At 62.0% G+C, this 21,074-nt stretch carries 17 protein-coding genes; 7 read left to right on the forward strand and 10 right to left on the reverse strand.

Annotated features, from left to right (window positions below):
• Positions 1-22: 22 nt before the first annotated feature.
• The 4 genes from AC2FMN_RS16755 to AC2FMN_RS16770 all read right to left on the reverse strand — a co-directional run bounded on the left by AC2FMN_RS16755 (position 23) and on the right by AC2FMN_RS16770 (position 5,099).
• Positions 23-664, reverse strand: coding sequence for a response regulator (locus AC2FMN_RS16755; RefSeq protein WP_496689588.1), 642 nt, complete (start codon positions 662-664; stop codon positions 23-25).
• Positions 661-2,064, reverse strand: a complete 1,404-nt coding sequence (locus AC2FMN_RS16760) for a sensor histidine kinase (protein ID WP_496689589.1) — start codon at positions 2,062-2,064, stop codon at positions 661-663. Before AC2FMN_RS16760 ends, AC2FMN_RS16755 begins: the two co-directional genes overlap by 4 nt.
• 110 nt (positions 2,065-2,174) lie before the next feature.
• Positions 2,175-3,032, reverse strand: coding sequence for a class I SAM-dependent methyltransferase (locus AC2FMN_RS16765; RefSeq protein WP_496689590.1), 858 nt, complete (start codon positions 3,030-3,032; stop codon positions 2,175-2,177).
• A 24-nt stretch (positions 3,033-3,056) separates the two neighbouring features.
• Positions 3,057-5,099 (reverse strand): ASKHA domain-containing protein, encoded by a 2,043-nt coding sequence (locus AC2FMN_RS16770; RefSeq protein WP_496689591.1) that lies wholly within the window; start codon positions 5,097-5,099, stop codon positions 3,057-3,059.
• Positions 5,100-5,314: 215 nt separating this feature from the next.
• On the opposite strand from AC2FMN_RS16770, the gene guaB reads away from it, so the two are divergent.
• The 3 genes from guaB (at position 5,315) to AC2FMN_RS16785 (ending at position 10,358) form a co-directional block, all read left to right on the forward strand.
• Positions 5,315-6,763, forward strand: a complete 1,449-nt coding sequence (guaB, locus tag AC2FMN_RS16775; RefSeq protein WP_496689592.1) for an IMP dehydrogenase — start codon at positions 5,315-5,317, stop codon at positions 6,761-6,763.
• A gap of 33 nt (positions 6,764-6,796) precedes the next feature.
• Positions 6,797-7,954 (forward strand): RsmB/NOP family class I SAM-dependent RNA methyltransferase, encoded by a 1,158-nt coding sequence (locus tag AC2FMN_RS16780; protein WP_496689593.1) that lies wholly within the window; start codon positions 6,797-6,799, stop codon positions 7,952-7,954.
• A 220-nt stretch (positions 7,955-8,174) separates the two neighbouring features.
• Positions 8,175-10,358 (forward strand): hybrid sensor histidine kinase/response regulator, encoded by a 2,184-nt coding sequence (locus AC2FMN_RS16785; protein WP_496689594.1) that lies wholly within the window; start codon positions 8,175-8,177, stop codon positions 10,356-10,358.
• 1 nt (position 10,359) lies between these two features.
• Here AC2FMN_RS16785 and AC2FMN_RS16790 read toward each other — a convergent pair whose 3' ends face one another.
• A complete protein-coding gene (locus AC2FMN_RS16790) occupies positions 10,360-10,953 on the reverse strand; it encodes a gamma-glutamyl kinase (RefSeq protein ID WP_496689595.1) in 594 nt (197 codons plus the stop codon).
• 304 nt (positions 10,954-11,257) lie between these two features.
• Between AC2FMN_RS16790 and recA the strand changes: the two genes are divergently transcribed.
• From recA to AC2FMN_RS16810, 4 genes are all read left to right on the forward strand, one after another.
• Positions 11,258-12,322 carry a recombinase RecA gene (gene recA, locus AC2FMN_RS16795; RefSeq protein ID WP_496678314.1) on the forward strand — a complete coding sequence of 355 codons (1,065 nt, stop codon included), beginning with the start codon at positions 11,258-11,260 and terminating at the stop codon, positions 12,320-12,322.
• A 136-nt stretch (positions 12,323-12,458) separates the two neighbouring features.
• Entirely contained in the window at positions 12,459-15,131 is a 2,673-nt protein-coding gene (gene alaS / locus AC2FMN_RS16800; RefSeq protein WP_496689596.1) for an alanine--tRNA ligase, read from the forward strand.
• A gap of 1 nt (position 15,132) precedes the next feature.
• Positions 15,133-15,420, forward strand: a complete 288-nt coding sequence (locus tag AC2FMN_RS16805) for a DUF1330 domain-containing protein (protein WP_490360396.1) — start codon at positions 15,133-15,135, stop codon at positions 15,418-15,420.
• A 346-nt stretch (positions 15,421-15,766) separates the two neighbouring features.
• The gene (locus tag AC2FMN_RS16810) at positions 15,767-16,393 is read left to right on the forward strand and encodes a transglutaminase-like cysteine peptidase (RefSeq protein ID WP_496689597.1); all 627 of its coding nucleotides are present in this window, start codon (positions 15,767-15,769) and stop codon (positions 16,391-16,393) included.
• A gap of 163 nt (positions 16,394-16,556) precedes the next feature.
• Here the strand turns inward: AC2FMN_RS16810 and AC2FMN_RS16815 are convergent, their stop codons facing one another.
• From AC2FMN_RS16815 to AC2FMN_RS16835, 5 genes are all read right to left on the reverse strand, one after another.
• Positions 16,557-17,234, reverse strand: coding sequence for a hypothetical protein (locus tag AC2FMN_RS16815; protein WP_496689598.1), 678 nt, complete (start codon positions 17,232-17,234; stop codon positions 16,557-16,559).
• Positions 17,235-17,536: 302 nt separating this feature from the next.
• Positions 17,537-19,354 (reverse strand): translational GTPase TypA, encoded by a 1,818-nt coding sequence (typA, locus tag AC2FMN_RS16820; RefSeq protein ID WP_496678321.1) that lies wholly within the window; start codon positions 19,352-19,354, stop codon positions 17,537-17,539.
• A 74-nt stretch (positions 19,355-19,428) separates the two neighbouring features.
• The gene (locus tag AC2FMN_RS16825; protein ID WP_496678323.1) at positions 19,429-19,764 is read right to left on the reverse strand and encodes a DMT family transporter; all 336 of its coding nucleotides are present in this window, start codon (positions 19,762-19,764) and stop codon (positions 19,429-19,431) included.
• 350 nt (positions 19,765-20,114) lie between these two features.
• Positions 20,115-20,360, reverse strand: coding sequence for a hypothetical protein (locus AC2FMN_RS16830; protein WP_490360389.1), 246 nt, complete (start codon positions 20,358-20,360; stop codon positions 20,115-20,117).
• Complete coding sequence (locus AC2FMN_RS16835; RefSeq protein ID WP_490360388.1) at positions 20,360-21,013, reverse strand: alpha/beta hydrolase; 654 nt, start codon at positions 21,011-21,013, stop codon at positions 20,360-20,362. Before AC2FMN_RS16835 ends, AC2FMN_RS16830 begins: the two co-directional genes overlap by 1 nt.
• Between the last annotated feature and the right edge of the window lie 61 nt (positions 21,014-21,074).

Raw genomic sequence — 21,074 nt, forward strand, 5'->3', positions numbered from 1 at the left:
GGGGGCCGTTTTCAGTTGGGCGTCAGGTTTTCCAGGCGTCGTGGGCGATCAGCGCCGCCTCGACCCGGTTTCGGGCATGCAGCTTGGACAGAATGCTTGTCATATAATGCTTTACGGTCTTTTCCTGGAGCGTCAGCTCTTCGGCGATTTCGCGATTGCTCAGCCCTTTGGCCACGCGACGCAAGATTTCCTCTTCGCGATGCGTCAGGTCGCTCAGCCCGTCAGGTTCGGCCGCCTTGGTCTTGCTCTTTCCGATCGAGAACAGGATCCGCGCGGCCAGCCCGGGGGACACGACCCCTTCGCCGGCGGCGATGCTGCGCAGCGACCCAGTCAAGGCGCTGGCCGTGACGCCCTTTAGGATGTAACCCGTCGCCCCGGCCTCCAGCGCGTCGGCGACGTCGTTGCTGTCCTCGGAGACGGTCAGAATGGCAATGCGCGGTGGATCCTCCATGGCCGCGATCTGCCGCGTGGCGGCGATTCCGCCGCCCGGCATGGACAGGTCCAGGATGACGAGGTCGGGTTTGTGGTCTCGGGTCAGTTGCACGGCCTCATTGGCGCTCTCGCCGGCCGCCAGCACCTTGAATTCACCCGAATCTTCCAATGTCCGGCGCAATCCGTCCCGAAAAATCGGGTGATCGTCCGCCAATACGATTGTCGTGGTCATCTCGGCCTCGCTTGCCTGTGAAACAGAGTCATTTTGATCGTTGTTCCCGCACCGGGGGCGGTTTTGAGCTCGAAACGCCCTCCGATGCTTTCCACCCGGTCGCGCAGCCCCATCAGGCCCTGACCGCCCTCGGTGCCCAGCTTGATGGCGTCTGACGGATCGAACCCCGGACCATCATCAGCGACCGCCACCGACAGCTCGTCGGGGCTTGAAGCGCAGGTAACGGTGCATTTCGCCCCTTGTGCGTGACGGGCGGCATTCGACAGGGCCTCCTGCACGAACCGGAAAACGCACAGCTTTTCGGCGTAGGACAACGCGGGCATCACGTCGCCGCTGATCGACAACTCGGGGGCGGGCGCGTCGGGAACCGACCGGTCGCTGGCGGCGCGCACGATCACGTCCTCAAGGTCCAGCGCCTCGATGTCGGGGGCCGCCAGCCCGCGGGACAGGGCGCGGATCTCGGTCAGCGCGCGTTGAATCGATTGGTGAACCTCGTGGGCGACCTTGTTGCCGGACCCGTCTTGGGGAAAGGCCGAATCCAACCGCAGCGCTGCCAACGCCAGATACTGGGCCGGGCCGTCATGCAGCTCGGCACCGAGTTTGCGCAGAAAGCGGTCGGTTTGGGCGGTTGACCGGTCCGATGCCTCGATCACCCGCGCGCGCAGGTCGGCGTTTTGTTGCGACATTTTCAGGCTGTCGGCCAGACGGGTCTTCAACAGGTCGGACTGGGTGCGGATCGTCCGGTCGCCGACCGCCACGATCAGGTATAGGATCAGCGTGCTCAGCCCGAAGGTCGTGGCCACCACCAGCCAACTGGTGCGTCTGGCCTGCATCAGGTCGGTCTGCAACTGATCCGCGCGCTGATAGAACTCGCCGACGGCGATGATCTCGCCGGACCAGATCTCGCGTATGGGGCTGTAGACTTCCAGCAGCGGAATGCCCATCGCGGCCTCGGCTTGGTTCTCGGCGCGGTCTAGTTTCTCGAACGAACCCGAGATCTGCCCCGACCAGGCGCGTTTCAGATCGTCGGTGGGGGGAAACGTGCGTCCGATGATGTCGGGGTCTGACGCATGGGCGATCAGCCCGTCCTTTTTCCAGATCTTGTACGAGACGATCCGCTCTTGCATCGATTGCTGATCGAACAGCTCGGACACGGCCCGCGCTGCCGGGTCCGAAAGGCTGTCGCCGTGGGCTAGTTCCTGGCTGAGCGGCGACAGGATGCTTTCCATGTAGAGGGCTGCGGAATTGGCAGAGTTCTGTACGACCGCATCTTCGATCCGGCCCGTGACCCAGCCGCCGATTACGATAGCGCCGGTCCCCATAACCACGACGCTGGCCGCAAGATAGGCGCGGGACAGGGACCAGTTTCCGGAACTGAGATCGGGCTTTGGTAGTTTCATGCTGCCCCCACTATTGCCCGGCCGATCGCCCTTTGCCACGGACCTTGGTCGGAAAAGGTCGCCCCAGGATGCGGCATTGGCCGCAATGGGTGCAACGGCCAGGGGCCGCCTTAGGCGGCGCGGCGGGCCTGAAACAGGTTGATGACCGCGGGCAGCCCGGGATTACCATCGACGACGAAGCGTTCAAATTCGCTTTTAACTGCGCGCTGGATGATGCGGGCGTCGTCCTCGGACCCGTCGAAATGCGCGATGACTCGCGCGGCAGGCCCCACGCGGGTACACAGGCTGGCCGTTTCCTCGACGCTGTTCAGGCCGGGCAGGCGCAGGGTCACAGGTTCGCCGGAAACATCGCGCAGCCCGGCCTGGGTCATCAGGCGGGTGACGCGGTCGATGTCCTGAAAGGCCAGCGGGCCGGGCGCGTGGCGTCCGTATTTGGGTGGGTGGCCCAGATGCGCCGTGGCGGCCACATGCGGCACCCGAAACCACGGGTTGTCGGACAGCGGCCCCCAGGCGGCAAAGATCATCCGTCCGCCTGGAACCAGTGCCCTTGCGATATTGGCAAAAGCGGCGACAGGATCGTCGAAGAACATCACCCCAAAACGCGAAATAGCCACGTCGCGGGATTCCGGCTCGAACGGTGCCACTTGGGCATCGGCCAGTTGAAACGCGGTGTTGGGCAGGCCGGCCGCGTCGGCACGCAGTGCGGCTCGGTCAAGAAACGGGCCCGAGATATCGGCACCCAGAACGTGCCCCTCGGGCCCGACTGCGCGCGCCGCAGCGACCGTGCTGGCACCAGTGCCACAGCCTATGTCCAGCACCCGCAGGCCGGACGTCAGTTCGGCGCGCTCCAGAACCAGGTCCAGAACCGGGGCCAGCATATGGTCCAGTTTGTCCTCGAAGGTCAACCACTTGGTGCCTGACGCCGAGTTTCCCCAGTATTCAGCTTGGTCTTCATTCGCCAGTTGCAAGGACGCCCTCCGCGTTTCGCTCGACTATGCCTTTCTGCGGCGACGGCGGCCAGTTTTTTCCGCATCGCCCCCGGTGTTGAAGGATGGGGCGGGCAGGCTGACGACCCTTGCCAGTTCCGGAAAGGGGTCGGTCTTGTGCGGGATCGCGTTGGCGGCGACGAAATGCTCCTGAAATTTCGGCTCGATCGCGGTTTCGACCTTGGTGATCTCGCGCACCACGCGCTCGATCTCGGCCCGGGCGGCGATGTTGCACAGCGCGATGCGCGCGCCGGTACCGGCGGCGTTGCCCGCGCTCGAGACCTTGTCCAGCGGCGCGTCGGGGATCATGCCTAGAACCATCGCATGTTTGGTCGAGATATGGGCGCCGAACGCCCCGGCCAGCACCACGCGATCCACCTTGTCCACGCCCATCTCGTCCATCAGCAGCCGCGCCCCGGCATAGAGCGCGGATTTCGCCAGCTGGATCGCGCGGATGTCGCCTTGGGTCACGGTGATGCGTGGGCCACCTTCGGCGCTGGCATCATGAATCAGATAGGAATGAGTGCGGCCCTCGGGGATGCAGCGGCTGGAGCCGGTCTGTTCGGCCGAGCCGATCAGGCCGCTCTCGTCCAGCAGGCCGGCCAAGCGCATTTCGGACACCGCCTCGATGATGCCCGACCCGCAGATGCCGGTGATGCCGGTGGTGGCGATGTCCGTCTCGAACCCGTCTTCGTCCGACCACTTGTCCGAGCCGATCACGCGGAACCGGGGTTCCTTGGTCACCGGGTCGATCTGAATGCGCTCGATCGCGCCGGGCGCGGCGCGCTGGCCCGAACTGATCTGCGCGCCCTCGAACGCCGGTCCGGTGGGCGAGGAACATGCCAGCACGCGGGTCGTGTTGCCTAGCAGGATCTCGGCATTGGTGCCGACGTCCACGATCAACACCAGGTCCTGCGACTTGCCCGGCTCTTCGCTCAGCGCTACGGCGGCGCAGTCGGCCCCCACATGGCCCGCGATGCAGGGCAGGATGTAGACCTGCGCGCGCGGGTTCATCGTGATCAGATCCATCTCGCGCGCGGGCAGCGAGACGCTTTCGGATGTGGCCAGCGCGAAGGGCGCCTGGCCCAGCTCGACTGGGTCCAGACCCAGCAGCAGGTGGTGCATGACCGGGTTGCAGACGAATACCGTTTCCACGATCAGGGCCGGGTCGATCCCGGCCTCGTCGGCGATCGAGGTGACCAGATCGTTGATCGCCTCGCGTACGGCCCGGGTCATTTCCTGATCACCGCCAGGGTTCATCATGGCATAAGAGACCCGGCTCATGAGGTCCTCGCCGAACCGGATTTGCGGGTTCATCAGGCCGGAGGAGGCCTTGACCTCGCCGGTTTCCAGATCGGTCAGATGCGCGGCGATGGTGGTCGAGCCGAGGTCGATGGCCAGCCCGTACAGCCCGTTTTCGTGCAGGCCGGGCCAGATTTCGACGATGCGCGCCACGCTGTCCTTGTGCCCCTTGTGCAAGGCAACCGTAACCTCCCACTTGCCCTTGCGCAGGGTCGGCTGCAGTTTGGACAGAAGCGACAGGTCGGCGGTGACGGCGTCGATCTGCCACTGCTCGCGCAGGGCACGCTCCAGCCGTTCCAGATCGCCGGTGGGCGAGTGCATGTCCGGTTCCTCGACCACCACGAAATAAAGGCGCGTGGCCGGGTCCATGGTAATGGCCCGCGCGGCGGCGGCCTTGCGCACCACCTGGCGGTGAACCTGGCTTTCGGGTGGAACGTCGATCACCACGTCACCCTGAACGGTGGCCTGACATCCCAACCGCCGGCCCGGTTTCAGCCCGCGCTTGTCGTCATAGCGCTGCTCGACCGCGTTCCATTCGCTCAGCGCGTCTTCGCGGACCGTGACGCCGTGTTTGGGAAACTCGCCATAGCTGGGTGTGATCTGGCATTTCGAGCAGATCCCGCGCCCGCCGCAGACCGAATCCAGATCGACCCCTAGCTGCCGGGCCGCCGTCAGGATCGGAGTGCCAACGGGAAAATGTCCGCGTTTGCCCGATGGGGTAAAGACGACAAGGGGATCGGTAGTCATGACGGATGCCTTTTTGGTGTTCGCGCGTATGGCGGCAAGATATGGGTTTCGAGGCAAAGGGAAAGGCCAATCCGCGGCAGGTTTTGCACGGCTTGCGTCGTTTTCCGCGCCATCGCGGCGGTTTGTGGGCGAACAAGTTGGGGCAGGGGCTTTTCCTTTGGTCGAAACCATGCAATAGGGTCACCGCCAAACGGGGTTTTGCATGGGGTTAGCAGATGCAGATTCGTGAGGCACTCACCTTTGATGACGTTCTTTTGGTTCCGGCGGCCTCGTCGGTGCTGCCGGCAACGGCAGACACGTCCACGCGCGTGACGCGCGCGATCAACATGAACATACCGCTGCTCAGCTCGGCCATGGACACTGTGACCGAGGCGCGCATGGCCATCGCGATGGCACAGTCCGGCGGCATCGGGGTGATCCACAAGAACTTGACGGTCGAAGAGCAGGCCCGCGAGGTGCGCCGGGTCAAGCGGTTCGAATCCGGCATCGTCTACAATCCCGTCACCCTGCGCGCCGATCAGACGCTGGCCGATGCCAAGGCCTTGGTCGAGCGCTACAACTTCACCGGGTTCCCGGTGGTGGATGACGAAGGCCGCGTCGTCGGCATCGTAACCAATCGCGACATGCGCTTTGCCACCTCGGACGACCAGCCGATCCGCGCGATGATGACCTCGGACAACCTGGCCATGTTGCAAGAACCGGCCGACCGGGAAGAAGCCATCAGCCTGATGAAGGCCCGCCGGATCGAAAAGCTGCTGGTTGTGGACGCCAACGGCAAGCTGACCGGACTGCTGACGCTGAAGGATACCGAGCAAGCGGTGCTGAACCCAACGGCCTGCAAAGACGATCTGGGCCGGCTGCGCGTCGCGGCGGCCACGTCGGTTGGAGATGCCGGTTTCGAACGGTCCGAGCGGTTGGTGGATGCGGGTGTCGACATCATCGTGGTCGATACTGCGCACGGCCATTCCCAAGGGGTGCTGGACGCGGTGAAGCGGATCAAGGCCCTGTCGAACGAAGTGCAGATCATCGCAGGCAACGTCGCCACCGCAGACGCGACCAAGGCGCTGATCGACGCCGGTGCCGATGCGGTAAAGGTCGGGATCGGGCCAGGCTCGATCTGCACCACGCGCATGGTCGCCGGTGTCGGCGTGCCGCAACTGACCGCGATCATGGATTGCGCAGCGGCCGCCGGAGACGTTCCGGTCATCGCCGATGGTGGTATCAAGTTCTCGGGCGATTTCGCCAAGGCCATCGCGGCGGGGGCGTCCTGCGCCATGGTTGGCTCGATGATCGCGGGCACCGACGAAAGCCCGGGCGAGGTGATCCTGTATCAGGGCCGTTCGTTCAAGTCCTATCGCGGCATGGGCAGCCTGGGCGCGATGGCGCGCGGCTCGGCTGATCGCTATTTCCAAAAGGACGCCGCGAATGACAAGCTGGTGCCCGAAGGGATCGAGGGGCAGGTGCCCTACAAAGGCTCGGCCAGCGCCGTCGTGCACCAGCTGGTCGGCGGCCTGCGTGCGGCCATGGGCTATACCGGATGTGCCACGATCGAAGAGATGCGGCGCAACTGTCAGTTCGTCAAGATCACAGGCGCGGGCCTGAAGGAAAGCCATGTGCATGACGTGCAGATCACCCGCGAAAGCCCCAACTACCGCATCATGTAAAGGCGCCAACGGGTTGCCCGAACGGATCAGCAGATGACACCAGCCGCGCGGGTTCAGGCCGCCATCGAAATCCTTGACGACATCCTATCGGGTGCGCCCGTCGAAAAGGCTTTGACCGGCTGGGCGCGGCGCAGCCGCTTCGCCGGGTCCAAGGATCGCGCGGCCATCCGCGATCACGTGTTCGATGCAGTCCGGTGCATGCGGTCCTACGCGGCGCGCGGCGGAGCGATGACCGGGCGTGGGTTGATGCTGGGTGCGCTGCGCGCCGCGGGCGAAGAGCCGGACGATTTTTTCTCTGGGGATCGGCACGCACCGGCGCCGGTGCAGGACAACGAGGTCGGACGCGCCTTTGCCACCGTGGCCGAGGAACATGATATCCCCGAATGGCTGTGGCCGATCTTCGAGCGGTCCCTTGGTGATCTGGCGCGTCCCACCGCCGTCGCCTTGCAGCGGCGGGCGCCGGTCCATCTGAGGGTGAATCTTGCCCGGGCAGATGTGGAAACCGCCGTCTCGACGCTGCAGTCTGATGGTGTCGAGGTGGTCCCGCATCCGGGCTGCGCAACCGCGCTCGAAGTCGTCTCGGGTGCGCGTCGTGTATCGAACGGCCAGGCCTATGCGCGCGGACTAGTCGAGCTTCAGGACGCGGCCAGCCAGGCGGTGGTTGCCGAGTTGGACCCAAAGCCCGGCATGCGGGTTCTGGATTTCTGTGCAGGCGGCGGCGGCAAGGCCCTGGCGATGGCTGCCCACACGGATGTAAAGGTCTTTGCCCATGACGCAAACCCGGCCCGGATGCGGGATTTGCCGGTGCGGGCGGGCAGGGCCGGGGTAAGCGTGACACCACTGGCATCGCATGAGGTCGCACGACACGGGCCTTTCGACCTGGTGCTGGTGGACGCGCCCTGTTCGGGCAGCGGGTCCTGGCGCCGCGCGCCCGCCGGCAAATGGGCCTTGACACCGGACCGGCTGACCGAGCTGTCCGGCATTCAGGACAGCATTCTTGACCAGGTGGCGCCGTTGGTCACCGGACAGGGTGTGCTGGCCTATGCCACCTGTTCGCTGCTGGATGTCGAGAATGACCGGCGCGTCGACCGGTTTCTGGCGGAACACCCAGACTGGACGTGCGGGTTCCGAAAATTGTGGCAGGTTGTACACGGAACCGATGGGTTCTTCACTGCTCACTTGACGAGATAGCCACGGGCTGAAAACAACTCAAGGTAGAAGTTAGCGCCGAGGCTTGCGTTAACTTCATATTTACCATCCGTGTGCCCGACTGCACACGGGGCGAATTGAAACAGGCTATTTTATGACTCAGACGGTTGGGGCGGTACCCAGGCTGAACGACAGATCATTGCCCAGTTGGTCGCGGATGCTGTCTTTGCTGGGGGCGGCCGTGGGCGTATGCATGCTGCCGATGCTGTCGACAATCCCTGATGAATGGACGCCCGGCATTCTGGCGGTCGGCGGGTCCTTTCTGGCGGTATTTTTCTTCGTGTCGCTTCGTGGCTTGCTTGAGGAACGCGCGAACAGCAAGGTCAGGGCGATACTGGCTGCCTTTCTGGAAAAGGAACCCGCGCCTGGCTTTATCTCCGATTCCGACGGGACCATTGTCATCGCCAATTCAGCGGCCCGAAGCCGGTTCAACGCCGGTCCTGGCGTCCGGCTGGATCGGTGTCTGCGGTCCGTCTTCGCCAACCCGTCGCCCATTTTGCTGCGCATGCATTCTCGGGCCGTGGCCCATGGCCGGGCGGCCGAAGACATCGTGAGCAGGGGCGCCAGCATTCCGGTCCTGACCGTCGATCTCGGCAACGGCCTGTTCTTGTGGCGAATCAAGGCATCGGGACGCCAGCTGTGGTCGCATGTGTCGGTTCCGGTGGTCACTTTGGGGCACAAAGACAGTGTGCTTGCGGCAAATCCGCCTGCGCAAGAACTGCTGAGCCGGGCCCCCGATGCGCTGCAACAGATCCTTTCAGCCAGGACTTCGAAGGGCGCTGGCATGGTTCGCATCGAAGGAAACGATGCAGTGCGCCGCATCTGTGTCACCGAACTGAAGAGGACGAACTCGGGCCGAGACCTGGCGTTGATCGAGATCGACGACACCAAACCGACCCAATGGGCGCCGGCGGTGGACGACTTGCCTGTGCCGCTGTTGCGGTTGTCGCTGACCGGAGATGTCATCGAGGCCAATCACCTTGCTGCGAAACTGTTGGGTGACTTTCCTGTCGGCCAGACCAACATCGGTGAGATCATGCAGGGATTGAACCGCCCGGTATCCGCATTGTTGACGGATGTGGCTCAGCGCGAGGCCCCCCCATGTTCCGAGTTTCTGCGGCTGAGTCGGAAGGACAAGGACATCTATGTTCAGGTCACCCTGTCCCGGGTCGTTAATGATGGTGAGGTCGGTCTGCTGGCCGTACTGCATGATGCGACGGAATTGAAGACACTGGAAGCACAGTTCGTTCAGGGCCAGAAGATGCAGGCCGTCGGGCAGTTGGCCGGCGGCGTCGCGCATGACTTCAACAACCTGCTGACCGCGATTTCAGGTCACTGCGATCTGCTGCTGCTGCGGCACGAGGCGAGCGATCCTGACTATGCGGACCTGGTGCAAATCAACCAGAACGCCAACCGCGCGGCCGCCCTTGTGGGGCAGTTGCTGGCGTTTTCCCGCAAACAGACGTTGCGGCCCGAAGTCCTGGACCTGCGCGACACCATTTCCGACCTGATCCACCTTTTGAACCGACTGGTGGGCGAGAAGATCCGGCTGGTCCTCAGCCACGACCCGGTGTTGAAGCCCGTGCGGGCGGACAAGCGTCAGTTGGAACAGGTGTTGATGAACCTCGTAGTCAACGCGCGTGACGCCATGCCAGAGGGGGGCGATATCCGCATCGAGACCGAAGTCGTCGTGTTGACCGAAGAATTCAGACGTGACCGGGCAACCGTCGCGCCCGGCGAATATGTTTCGGTCAAGGTCATCGACAGCGGAATCGGTATACCGGGGGACAAGTTGGACAAGGTGTTCGAGCCGTTCTTCACCACGAAGCGCACCGGCGAAGGCACCGGGCTGGGGTTGTCAACGGTTTACGGGATCGTCAAGCAGACCGGCGGGTTCATCTTCGTGGACAGCGTCGAAGGCCGCGGCTCTGAATTCAACGTACTGCTGCCGGTGTGCAGTACGGCCGAAACCGAAAAGCCGCCGGAACACAAGGCCGAGGAACAGGGCGCCAACCATACCGGCGAGGGCGTGGTTCTGCTGGTCGAAGACGAGGCGCCGGTCAGGGCCTTTGCGACCCGCGCCTTGCGTCTGAAGGGCTATACTGTGCTCGAGGCCGGTTCCGCCGAGGAAGCGCTGAAACTCCTTGAAGACCCGGATCTGCATGTCGATGTCTTTGTGACCGATGTGGTCATGCCGGGTATGGACGGCCCGACCTGGGTCTCCAAGGCGCGCATCGACAGGCCGGACGTGCGGGTGGTGTTCATGTCGGGATACACCGAGGGCGCCTTTGGCGAGTCCGGTCCGGAAATGCCCGACGCAAGTTTCCTGCCAAAGCCGTTTTCGCTGACGCAACTGGCCGAATCGGTTCAGCAGCATCTGAGCTGAGTCATCTGGCCCGAGCGTACAGGTCGAACTCGGCCGCGTGGATCTTGCGAAACCGTCGCTCGGTCTCCGGCGCGATGTCCATCTGGCGTTTTGGCGACACGTTTTCCTGGGTCAGGTTGATTTCGGTTTTCAAACGGTCCTGCAGGAATTCGAGGATTGCTTGCTGGTTGTCATAGCGAAAAATATGGGTCGCACCGCGGCCATTGCTGCGCGTTCTGAAAAAATCGGATTGGCTGCCCACGTCGGCAAAGGCTGGGCGCGGTGTGCGCAAGTAGCCTTGAACGAAGGCGTCGAAGCTGAGGTCATGTGTCGCCTTTTCGTGACCCTGCAATTCAGGTCGGGATCGGTACCTGTACCAACTGCCCAGCCAATCCAGGGGCTCGCGGACAACGGCCATGACCTCGAGTTCGGTATGGTACATCTTCAAGAAAATGTTCTGAAAGAACCGGTCGAACCGGCGCACCGGTGCGTGCTTGAGATCGGGAGGGCCGGACACAACAATATCGGCCCGATCACGCAGCGATTTGAAATACGCGGTGCTGCCAGTCTTGGGGACGGACAGCAAAGCCAGTCGTTCTTTGAAGAATATCAGCATGAAACTACTGCCCGACGCTAAACCTGTTTATGGGACAATGTTTGGCCGGGCTTGTCCGCAAGGTCAATGATGCGGCCGGATTCGCAGCGCGAAATGCAGAAAAAAGCGATATTTGTCAGTGCTTTGCGCGATCATGCTGCGACCCAAGCCTCAAGTAAACGTCTCGTTAACATCTTTTGTTGAAAGTAAATCCTGAAAGTTTTGGTTGAAATGTTCACTTTTTGATCTCATAAGGAACAAGAGGCGAACAAAGCAGCGATTGCCGCCCGGTTTCGGGTGTGACAAAAGGGAAGGCGACAGGACAATGGCGGATCTTCTGACGATGAGCGACAAGAAAAACGCGGACAAGCAAAAGGCGCTCGACAGCGCGCTGGCCCAGATCGAGCGGCAGTTCGGCAAGGGGTCGATCATGAAACTGGGCGACGGCGCCCGACAGGAGATCGAGGCCAGTTCGACCGGCTCTCTGGGGTTGGACATCGCCCTGGGCATCGGCGGCTTGCCGATGGGTCGGATCGTCGAAATTTACGGCCCGGAAAGCTCGGGCAAGACGACCCTTACCCTGCACTGCATCGCAGAACAGCAGAAACGCGGTGGTGTGTGTGCATTCGTCGATGCGGAACATGCGCTGGACCCGCAATACGCCCGCAAGCTGGGGGTGGATCTGGACGAGCTTCTGATCTCGCAGCCCGATACGGGTGAACAGGCGCTGGAAATCACCGATACGCTGGTGCGGTCCGGGGCGGTTAACATGGTCGTTGTGGACTCGGTGGCCGCGCTGACGCCGAAATCCGAGTTGGAAGGCGACATGGGCGACAGCAATGTGGGCGTGCAGGCCCGGTTGATGAGCCAGGCAATGCGCAAGCTGACAGGCTCGATCGCCCGCAGCAACTGCATGGTGATCTTCATCAACCAGATCCGCATGAAGATCGGCGTCATGTTCGGCAGCCCGGAAACGACGACCGGCGGCAACGCCCTGAAATTCTACAGCTCAGTCCGCCTGGATATCCGCCGCATCGGCGCGATCAAGGACCGCGACGAGGTGGTCGGCAATCAGACCCGCGTGAAAGTGGTCAAGAACAAGGTGGCGCCGCCGTTCAAGCAGGTGGAATTCGACATCATGTATGGCGAAGGCATCAGCAAGATGGGCGAATTGCTGGACCTGGGCGTCAAGGCCGGCGTGGTCGAGAAATCGGGTTCGTGGTTCAGCTATGGCGACGAACGGATCGGGCAGGGGCGGGAAAACGCCAAGCAGTATTTGCGCGAGAACAGTCGGATCGCGCTGGAGATCGAAGACAAGATCCGTGCCGCGCACGGGCTGGAGTTCGACATGCCGCCCGGGGCGGACGAGGACGACATCCTCGAAGCGTGATCGACCGGGTCAAAGACAGGCAGGGTGGTCCTTTGGGCCGCCCTGTTTCGTTTGCGGTGCAGCAATCCTGTGGACTATCGGCGGGCGGGCGGCTAAACCGTCGCGACAGATCATGACTGCGCGCTGAGAGAGCCCAATGCCCACGCTGAACGATATCCGCTCAACCTTTCTGAACTACTTTGCCAAACAAGGGCACGAGGTGGTTGCGTCGAGCCCGCTGGTGCCGCGCAACGACCCGACCCTGATGTTCGTCAACTCGGGCATGGTGCAGTTCAAGAACCTGTTCACCGGCCTCGAGACCCGCGACTACAAACGCGCTACCACCGCGCAGAAATGCGTGCGTGCCGGCGGCAAGCACAACGATCTGGACAATGTCGGTTACACGGCCCGCCACCATACTTTCTTCGAGATGCTGGGCAACTTCTCGTTTGGGGATTACTTCAAGGAAGCGGCGATTCCCTTCGCCTGGGAGTTGATCACCAAGGAGTTCGGGATCGACAAGAACCGGCTGCTGACGACGGTCTATCATACCGACGACGAAGCGTTCGAAATCTGGAAAAAGGTCGGCGTTCCCGAGGACAGGATCATCCGCATCGCCACCAGCGACAATTTCTGGCAGATGGGCCCCACCGGCCCCTGCGGCCCCTGCACCGAGATCTTCTATGATCACGGCGATCACATCTGGGGCGGTCCTCCGGGATCGGCCGAAGAGGACGGCGATCGATTCATCGAGATCTGGAACATCGTCTTCATGCAGAACGAGCAGTTCGAGGACGGCTCGATGCGTGAACTGGACATGCAGTCGATCGATACCGGCATGGGTTTGGAACGGATCGGTGCGCTGCTGCAGGGCAGCCACGACAACTATGATACGGATCTGTTCAAAACTCTGATCGAGGCGTCGGCGGATGTGACCAATGTCGACCCCTACGGCGATCAGAACGTGCATCACCGGGTGATCGCCGACCACCTGCGGTCGACCTCGTTCCTGATTGCGGATGGTGTGATGCCGTCGAATGACGGGCGTGGCTATGTGCTGCGCCGGATCATGCGCCGGGCCATGCGTCACGCGCATCTGCTAGGCGCCAAGGATCCGGTCATGCACCGGTTGGTGCCCACGCTGGTGCAACTGATGGGCGCGCAATATTCAGAGCTGGGCCGGGCGCAGGCGCTGATCGAGGAAACGCTGCTGTTGGAGGAAACCCGGTTCAAGCAGACGCTGGACCGCGGCCTCAAGCTGCTGGATGACGAAGTGGCGGGCCTGCCCGACGGTGCGCCCTTGCCCGGCGAGGCTGCGTTCAAACTGTATGACACCTACGGATTCCCGCTGGATTTGACGCAGGACGCCCTGCGTGAGAAGGGCCGGACCGTGGACACCGAAGGGTTCGATGCTGCGATGGCCGAACAGAAGGCCAAGGCTCGGGCCGCCTGGGCGGGATCGGGGGAAGCCGCCGATCAGGCCGTGTGGTTCGACGTTCTGGACGCCGCCGGTGCGACCGATTTCCTGGGCTATGAGACCGAGAAAGCCGAGGGCCAGGTCTTGGCCGTTATCCGCGACGGGGCGCTGGTGGAGAAGCTGGAGCCGGGTGAAAGCGGTTGGATCGTCACGAACCAGACGCCGTTCTATGGTGAAGCCGGTGGTCAGGTCGGCGATACCGGCGTCATTCGGCGCCTGGAGGACCGCGACGAGGTTGCCGTGGTCGAAGACACCAAGAAGTTCGCCGACGGCAAAGTGATCGCGCATAAGGTTGCGGTCGAGCGTGGCGCATTTGCCAAGGGTGAGGCGGTGGAGCTTGAGGTTGATCACGCCCGTCGCGGCGCGATCCGGGCCAACCACTCGGCCACGCACCTGCTGCACGAGGCCCTGCGCGAAACGCTGGGGGCGCATGTGGCGCAGCGCGGTTCTCTGAACGCCGCAGACCGTCTGCGTTTCGATTTCAGCCACACGAAGGCGATGACGCCAGAGGAAATCGAAACGGTCGAGCGTGAGGTCAACGCCTTCATCCGTCAGAACTCGCCCGTGGAAACCCGGATCATGACGCCGGAAGATGCCCGTAAGCTGGGCGCGCAGGCGCTGTTCGGCGAGAAATACGGCGACGAGGTGCGCGTGGTTTCGATGGGCAAGGCACCCACGGGCAAAGGTCATGACGGCGAGACCTGGTCGATCGAACTGTGCGGCGGCACCCATGTGCGCCACACGGGTGACATCGGCACCTTTGTCATCCTGGGCGACAGCGCCAGCAGCGCCGGCGTGCGCCGGATCGAGGCTTTGACGGGGGATGCCGCCCTCGAATACCTCTCGACCCAGGATCGCCGTCTTGTGCAGGTCGCGTCCGAACTCAAGGCGCAGCCCGAGGATGTGGTGAGTCGGGTCAAGGCCCTGCTGGACGAACGCAAGGCCCTGCAGAACGAGGTTGCACAGCTGCGCCGCGAACTGGCCATGGCCGGAGGCGCGGGGCAGGCGAACGGTGCCGTGGCCAAGGACGTCAACGGCATCAAGTTCCTGGCCCAGGCCCTGAGCGGGGTCTCGGGCAAGGACCTGCCGGCCTTGATCGACGAACATAAAAGTCGACTCGGCTCGGGCGCGGTTCTGTTGATTGCCGACAGCGGTGGAAAAGCCGCGGTTGCGGCCGGCGTGACCAACGACCTGACGCAGAAGATCTCGGCGGTCGATCTGGTTCGGGCGGCCGTGCAGGAACTGGGCGGCAAGGGCGGCGGTGGACGCCCCGACATGGCTCAGGGCGGCGGACGCGATCCGTCGAATGCAGCCGCGGCCATCAAGGCGGCGGAACTGGTATTGGGAGGTTAGAATGCCAGCACTCTGGATTGCTCATGTCACGGTAACCGATGCCGAAGCATATGGAAAATATGCCGAACTGGCAGGCCCTGCGATTGCCAAGCATGGCGGGCATTTTATCGCCCGGGCAGGGCGGTACGTTCAGCTTGAGGGCAAGGAACGGCCGCGCAATGTCGTGGCCAAGTTCCCGTCTGTCGAAGACGCGGTGGCCTGCTACAACTCGCCGGAATACCAGCAGGCGCTGGATCATGCGCGCGGGGCAAGTGAACGCGAGTTGATCGTGGTCGAAACGACCGAATGACCCGGTGGCCCGAGGCACGGGCCGCCCTTTTCAAACGTCCAGATAACGCAAACCTTGTGTCTTGCGACGCTAACTGACTTGGTTTGTGGGGCTGAGTAGGATTTTGCGCCGCCCGCAAATGCCGGCGTTTCGCGCCTAGCGATAAACGGCCTGCCGGCCTCTTGATGCCCATTTCTGCCATCATCTTGATCCCAAATTGCCTGATTGACAGACGGATTTTCGCCGTTTTTCGACCCGAATTTGGCGGAAGGTTGCCGTGTTTGGGTATTTGCATGACACTTAGTTGATTGCAGACACCTAGATTTTCATCCGGTGACCAGTGTGCTGTCAGGATCCGGAGGTTGAGATGAAGAAGGCGACCCAATCTTCTGCACTGAAATTGCGATCCGGACCTGTAGTGGCGGCTGGTCGGTGTCGCGCATTGGGTATTTTGGCGGCTGTTGCCATGGCGGCGTTCAGTTCCGCAGCCTTGGCTGACAGCGCTTTCATTACCGGGGCGACCCCTGCTCAGCCGCCATCGGGCGCGTCTCAACTCTGCCAACGATACAGTTGGGCATGCTCGGAAGGATCCAGCCGAACGATTGATGGTCACCGAGAGTTATTGGTCGTGAAGCAGATCAATCGCCACGTGAACGCCTCGACCAGGGAGGTTTCTGACCAGTCACAATACCGTTTGCAGGAAAAATGGGCGCTGCCGACAAAGTTGGGCGGGGACTGCGAAGACTTCGTTCTGCTAAAAAAGAGAAACCTGATCGAAGCTGGCGTTGATCCCAAGCGGCTTCTTATCGCGACCGTACTGGACACGAGACGCCGGGGCCATGCGGTTTTGGTCTATCGGTCGCCGCGCGGCGACATGGTGCTGGACAATGTGACGAACCAGATCAAAGCGTGGAGCGCCACGCGCTACTTGTTTCTGCGCATGCAAGACCCGGATCAACCGCAGCGTTGGCTGGGTGTTTACAGAAGAAGCTGACAATTCCTGCGCGGCAGGTTGGCAAGCGAGCCTGAACGGTCGTCGCCATCAGAACGGACTGTTCGATGGTTCGGGTCGGCCGTTATGGCTTGATTGCAGACGCCAACCGTTCAAAGTCGAACACGGTTTGAATTGAATTCATTCAGGTGTGAAAAGGGGCACTTTACGCTGCCCCTTCAACCTCAGGTTCACCTTCGGATTCGTGTTTTTCTTCAGCTTCGCGTTCGGGCTCGCGATCGCTTTCGCGCTCAGCTTCGCGTTCGGGCTCGCGATCGCTTTCGCGCTCAGCTTCGCGTTCGGGCTCGCGATCGCTTTCGCGCTCAGCTTCGCGTTCGGGCTCGCGATCGCTTTCGCGTTCAGCTTCGCGTTCGGGCTCGCGATCGCTTTCGCGTTCAGCTTCGCGTTCGGGCTCGTGTTCGTCCTTGGGTTCAGTCGGCGGGCTGTCATTGTTGCGACGAGGAGAATCGTTGGCGACGTCGCCCCGGGAGGGTCTGCTGCTTTGACCGGCCGCGCGGTTTGTGCGTTCGGCCTCGTTCGAGGGACCGTCGCCGGATCGCTGATACTGCGCACCGATTGATGCTGTCGGAACGTCGGTCAGCAAGTCGGCTAACGCTGGGCATTCGGCGCTGACACTTGCCAGGATGTTGTCGAAATCGGTTCGGCGCTGAATATAGCGCAACATTGCTGTGGTAACCCTGCTGCACTCGCACAAAACCTGTGCCGACGCCCCTGATTGACGAGCTGTTTTCACGGTACACGCCGCGCTTGCCTCAGTTCCGGCCGAAATCCCGGACGTGAAAAAAAGTGAAAAAACAATGAAAACGCGGGAAAATACTACCATGACCAAGCTCCTCGGCACTGGTTACTCAAAAAACACGCCAACTGCGATGCCACGGCTTGGCAGAGCATACAGAATCGGCGCCACATTCACGCCACGATTACACCCCCGATGCGCCACAATCGCAAGGTTCAGGCCAGGGTGACGGAAGAGTATTCAGACCGTGTTCCCGAAAAAGTACAGTTGAAACAAATGGCCGTTGGGGAAAGCGTGTCTTTTTCGTTTTTTCCCAACGAATTCAGAGTCGAAACAATGACGTCAAGCTGACGTCATTGCTTCCGAGTCAGGTCGGTTTGCCGTTCGGATCAGGCGGATTTGGCCATCCGCTTCCGCTCGTGCGGGTCGAGGAATCGTTTGCGAAGGCGGATCGCGTTCGGGGTCACTTCGACCAGTTCATCGTCATCGATATAAGCGATGGCCTCCTCCAGCGAGAACTGGACATGCGGGGTCAGGCGCACCGCGTCATCCGAGCCACTGGCGCGCACGTTCGTCAGCTTCTTGCCCTTGAGCGGGTTCACTTCGAGGTCGTTGTCCCGCGAATGCTCACCGATGATCATGCCTTGATACACATCAGCCTGCGGGCCGATGAACATGCGGCCGCGCTCCTCGAGGTTCCACAGCGCATAGGCGACGGCTTGGCCATTCTCCATCGAGATCAGAACGCCGGCCCGGCGGCCGGGGATCGGGCCCTTGTGCGGCGCCCAGCCGTGGAACACGCGGTTCAAAACACCGGTGCCGCGGGTGTCGGTCAGAAACTCGCCGTGATAGCCGATCAGCCCACGCGACGGGACATGCGCGATGATGCGGGTCTTGCCGGCACCGGCGGGGCGCATCTCGACCAGTTCGCCCTTGCGCGCGCCGGTGATCTTTTCGATCACGGCGCCCGAATATTCGTCATCCACGTCGATGGTGACTTCCTCGATCGGCTCCAGCCGCTGGCCATTTTCCTCGCGGAACAGAACCTGTGGGCGCGAGATGCTGAGTTCGAACCCTTCACGGCGCATGTTCTCGATCAGAACGCCCATCTGCAATTCGCCACGGCCCGCAACCTCGAAGGCTTCGCCGCCCGGAGTGTCGGTAACGCGGATGGCCACGTTGGATTCGGCCTCTTTCATTAGGCGGTCGCGGATGACGCGCGACTGGACCTTCTTGCCGTCACGCCCAGCCAGCGGCGAGTCGTTGATGCCGAAGGTGACGGTGATGGTTGGCGGATCGATCGGCTGGGCGGGCAGGGCCTCGTCAACCTGGGGCGCCACCAGCGAATCCGCCACGGTGGCCTTGCTCATGCCCGCGATGGTCACGATGTCTCCCGCTTCGGCCACGTCGATCGGTTGCTGGCTGAGACCGCGGAAGGCCAGGATCTTGGTGGCGCGGAAATTCTCGATCAGGGTGCCGTCGCGGCTGAGCGCTTTGAGCGCATCGCCCGCCTTGAGCGTGCCGCTTTCGACACGGCCCGTCAGGATGCGGCCGATGAACGGGTCGCTGCCCAAGGTCGTTGCCAGCATGCGGAAGGGTTCATCCTTGCGCGCGATTTGCTTGGGGGCGGGAACGTGATCGACGATCAGGTCGAACAGCGCCGACAGATCCTTGCGCGGTCCGTCCAGTTCCATGTCGGCCCAGCCCGACCGCCCCGAGGCGTACATGGCCGGGAAATCCAGTTGGTCATCGTCGGCGCCGAGGTTGGCGAACAGGTCAAAGCACTCGTCCAGCGCGCGGTCGGGCTCGGCATCGGGCTTGTCGACCTTGTTCAGCACCACGATCGGGCGCAGCCCCAGCGCCAGCGCCTTCGAGGTCACGAACTTGGTTTGGGGCATCGGGCCTTCGGCGGCATCGACCAGCAGCACGACGCCATCGACCATGCTGAGAATGCGTTCGACCTCCCCGCCGAAATCGGCGTGGCCAGGGGTGTCGACGATGTTGATGCGCGTGCCCTTCCATTCGACGCTGGTGGCCTTGGCTAGAATGGTGATGCCGCGTTCGCGTTCAAGATCATTGCTGTCCATGGCGCGTTCGGCCACGGCCTGGTTCTCGCGGAACGCGCCGGATTGTTTGAGAAGTTCGTCCACCAGGGTCGTTTTGCCGTGGTCCACGTGGGCGATGATTGCGATGTTGCGCAGGTCCATGAAGTCAGCCTTTGAACGGGAAGTTGCCGCGCGCATAACGCGGGACGCCACAAGTTACCAGCCCTAACGCGAGATCAATGCACCGCCGTGTGCGAAAACAGATGAATGACGAGGATTCCGCCCAGAATCATCGCCAGCCCCAGCACCGCAGGCCAATCCAGCCGCTGTCCGAAAACGAGGAACCCGATCAGGGCGATTAACGTGATGCCCAGCCCGGACCAGATGGCATAAACGATGCCAACGGGCATCACCTTTAAGGTCAGAGCCATCAGGTAGAAGGCGACACCATAGCCGACCACGACCAGAACCGAAGGCCAAAACCGCGTGAATTGCTGGCTGGCCTGTAGGGCCGTGGTTCCGATGGTTTCAGCGACGACGGCCAGCAGAAGGATCAGATAGGCTTTGGGCATGAGGCGGCACCTTGTTTCGAGGTTTGCGAAGGTTGACCACAACCGGAACGGATCTGGCAAGGGCCGGGACGTGGGTTGACGCAGAGGTCAGGTAATCCAGACTATGACAAACGGTGAGTTGATGTATCGTAGTGATAGTTATTGGTGTTTTTGTTACGAGTTTTTCAGATGACGACTTTCGTCAAGTTCGTCCTTTGTGCTTCGGCACTCATTGCGGCGACTGGGTGGCTTGCTGACGGGGGGTCCGTCGATACCGACGCAGCCTATTTGGCTGAGAGGTCAAGCAAAACTGAGATTTGATCGCGATGCGACCATGAAAAAGGAGCCCGAGGGCTCCTTTTTTTTGCGGCTTATTTCTTTTCGATGGCCTTCAATTTGGCGCGATGTTCCGACAGCTTGCGGATGACGAACTGGCGGGCCTTGCGCTCGGCCAGGCGCACGCGGATCTCGGTCAGGAAGGCCTCTTCCAGTGATTGCGAGGCCGCGCCCAGCACTTCGCCGACCTCGACATAGAATCGGTCATGGCCTGTCTCGTCCATGACCTTCATGGTGTCCTCGGCCAGTTTGGCGGCCAAGGTGGTGATGGTATCCGACATCAGCGCGTGTTCTCGGTCAGGCGACGTTTCACGTAGTCGGTGACGTTGGTGATCAACGTATCCATGTGTTCGCCCTGGAAGAAATGATCGGCGCCTTCCACCTCGGTATGGGTGATGGTGATGCCTTTCTGCTCGTGCAGCTTGTTGACCAGCGCGGTGGTGTCCGCAGGCGGCGCCACACGATCAGCGGTGCCGTTGATAATCAGGCCCGACGAGGGACAGGGCGCGAGGAAAGAAAAATCATACATGTTGGCGGGCGGTGAGACGCTGATGAAGCCGGTGATCTCGGGCCGGCGCATCAGCAGTTGCATGCCGATCCAGGCCCCAAAGGAAAAGCCAGCGACCCAGCAGTGTTTCGAGTTGTTGTTCATCGACTGCAGATAGTCCAGCGCCGCCGCGGCATCGCTGAGTTCGCCCACGCCCTGATCATACTCGCCCTGGCTGCGGCCGACGCCCCGGAAATTGAAGCGCAGGACCGTGAAGCCCATGTTGTAAAACGCGTAATGCAGGTTGTAGACGACCTTGTTGTTCATGGTCCCGCCGAACTGGGGATGCGGGTGCAGCACGATGGCGATCGGTGCGTCTTTTTCCTTCTGCGGGTGGTAGCGGCCTTCCAGGCGGCCTTCAGGTCCGGGAAAAATCACCTCGGGCATGTGTGCGGTTGTCCTGTCTTTTTCTCGCGGGCGCCGCGATATACTTGACGGTTATCGTCAG

The sequence above is a fragment of the Ruegeria sp. BHSC037 genome (genome assembly GCF_059613045.1).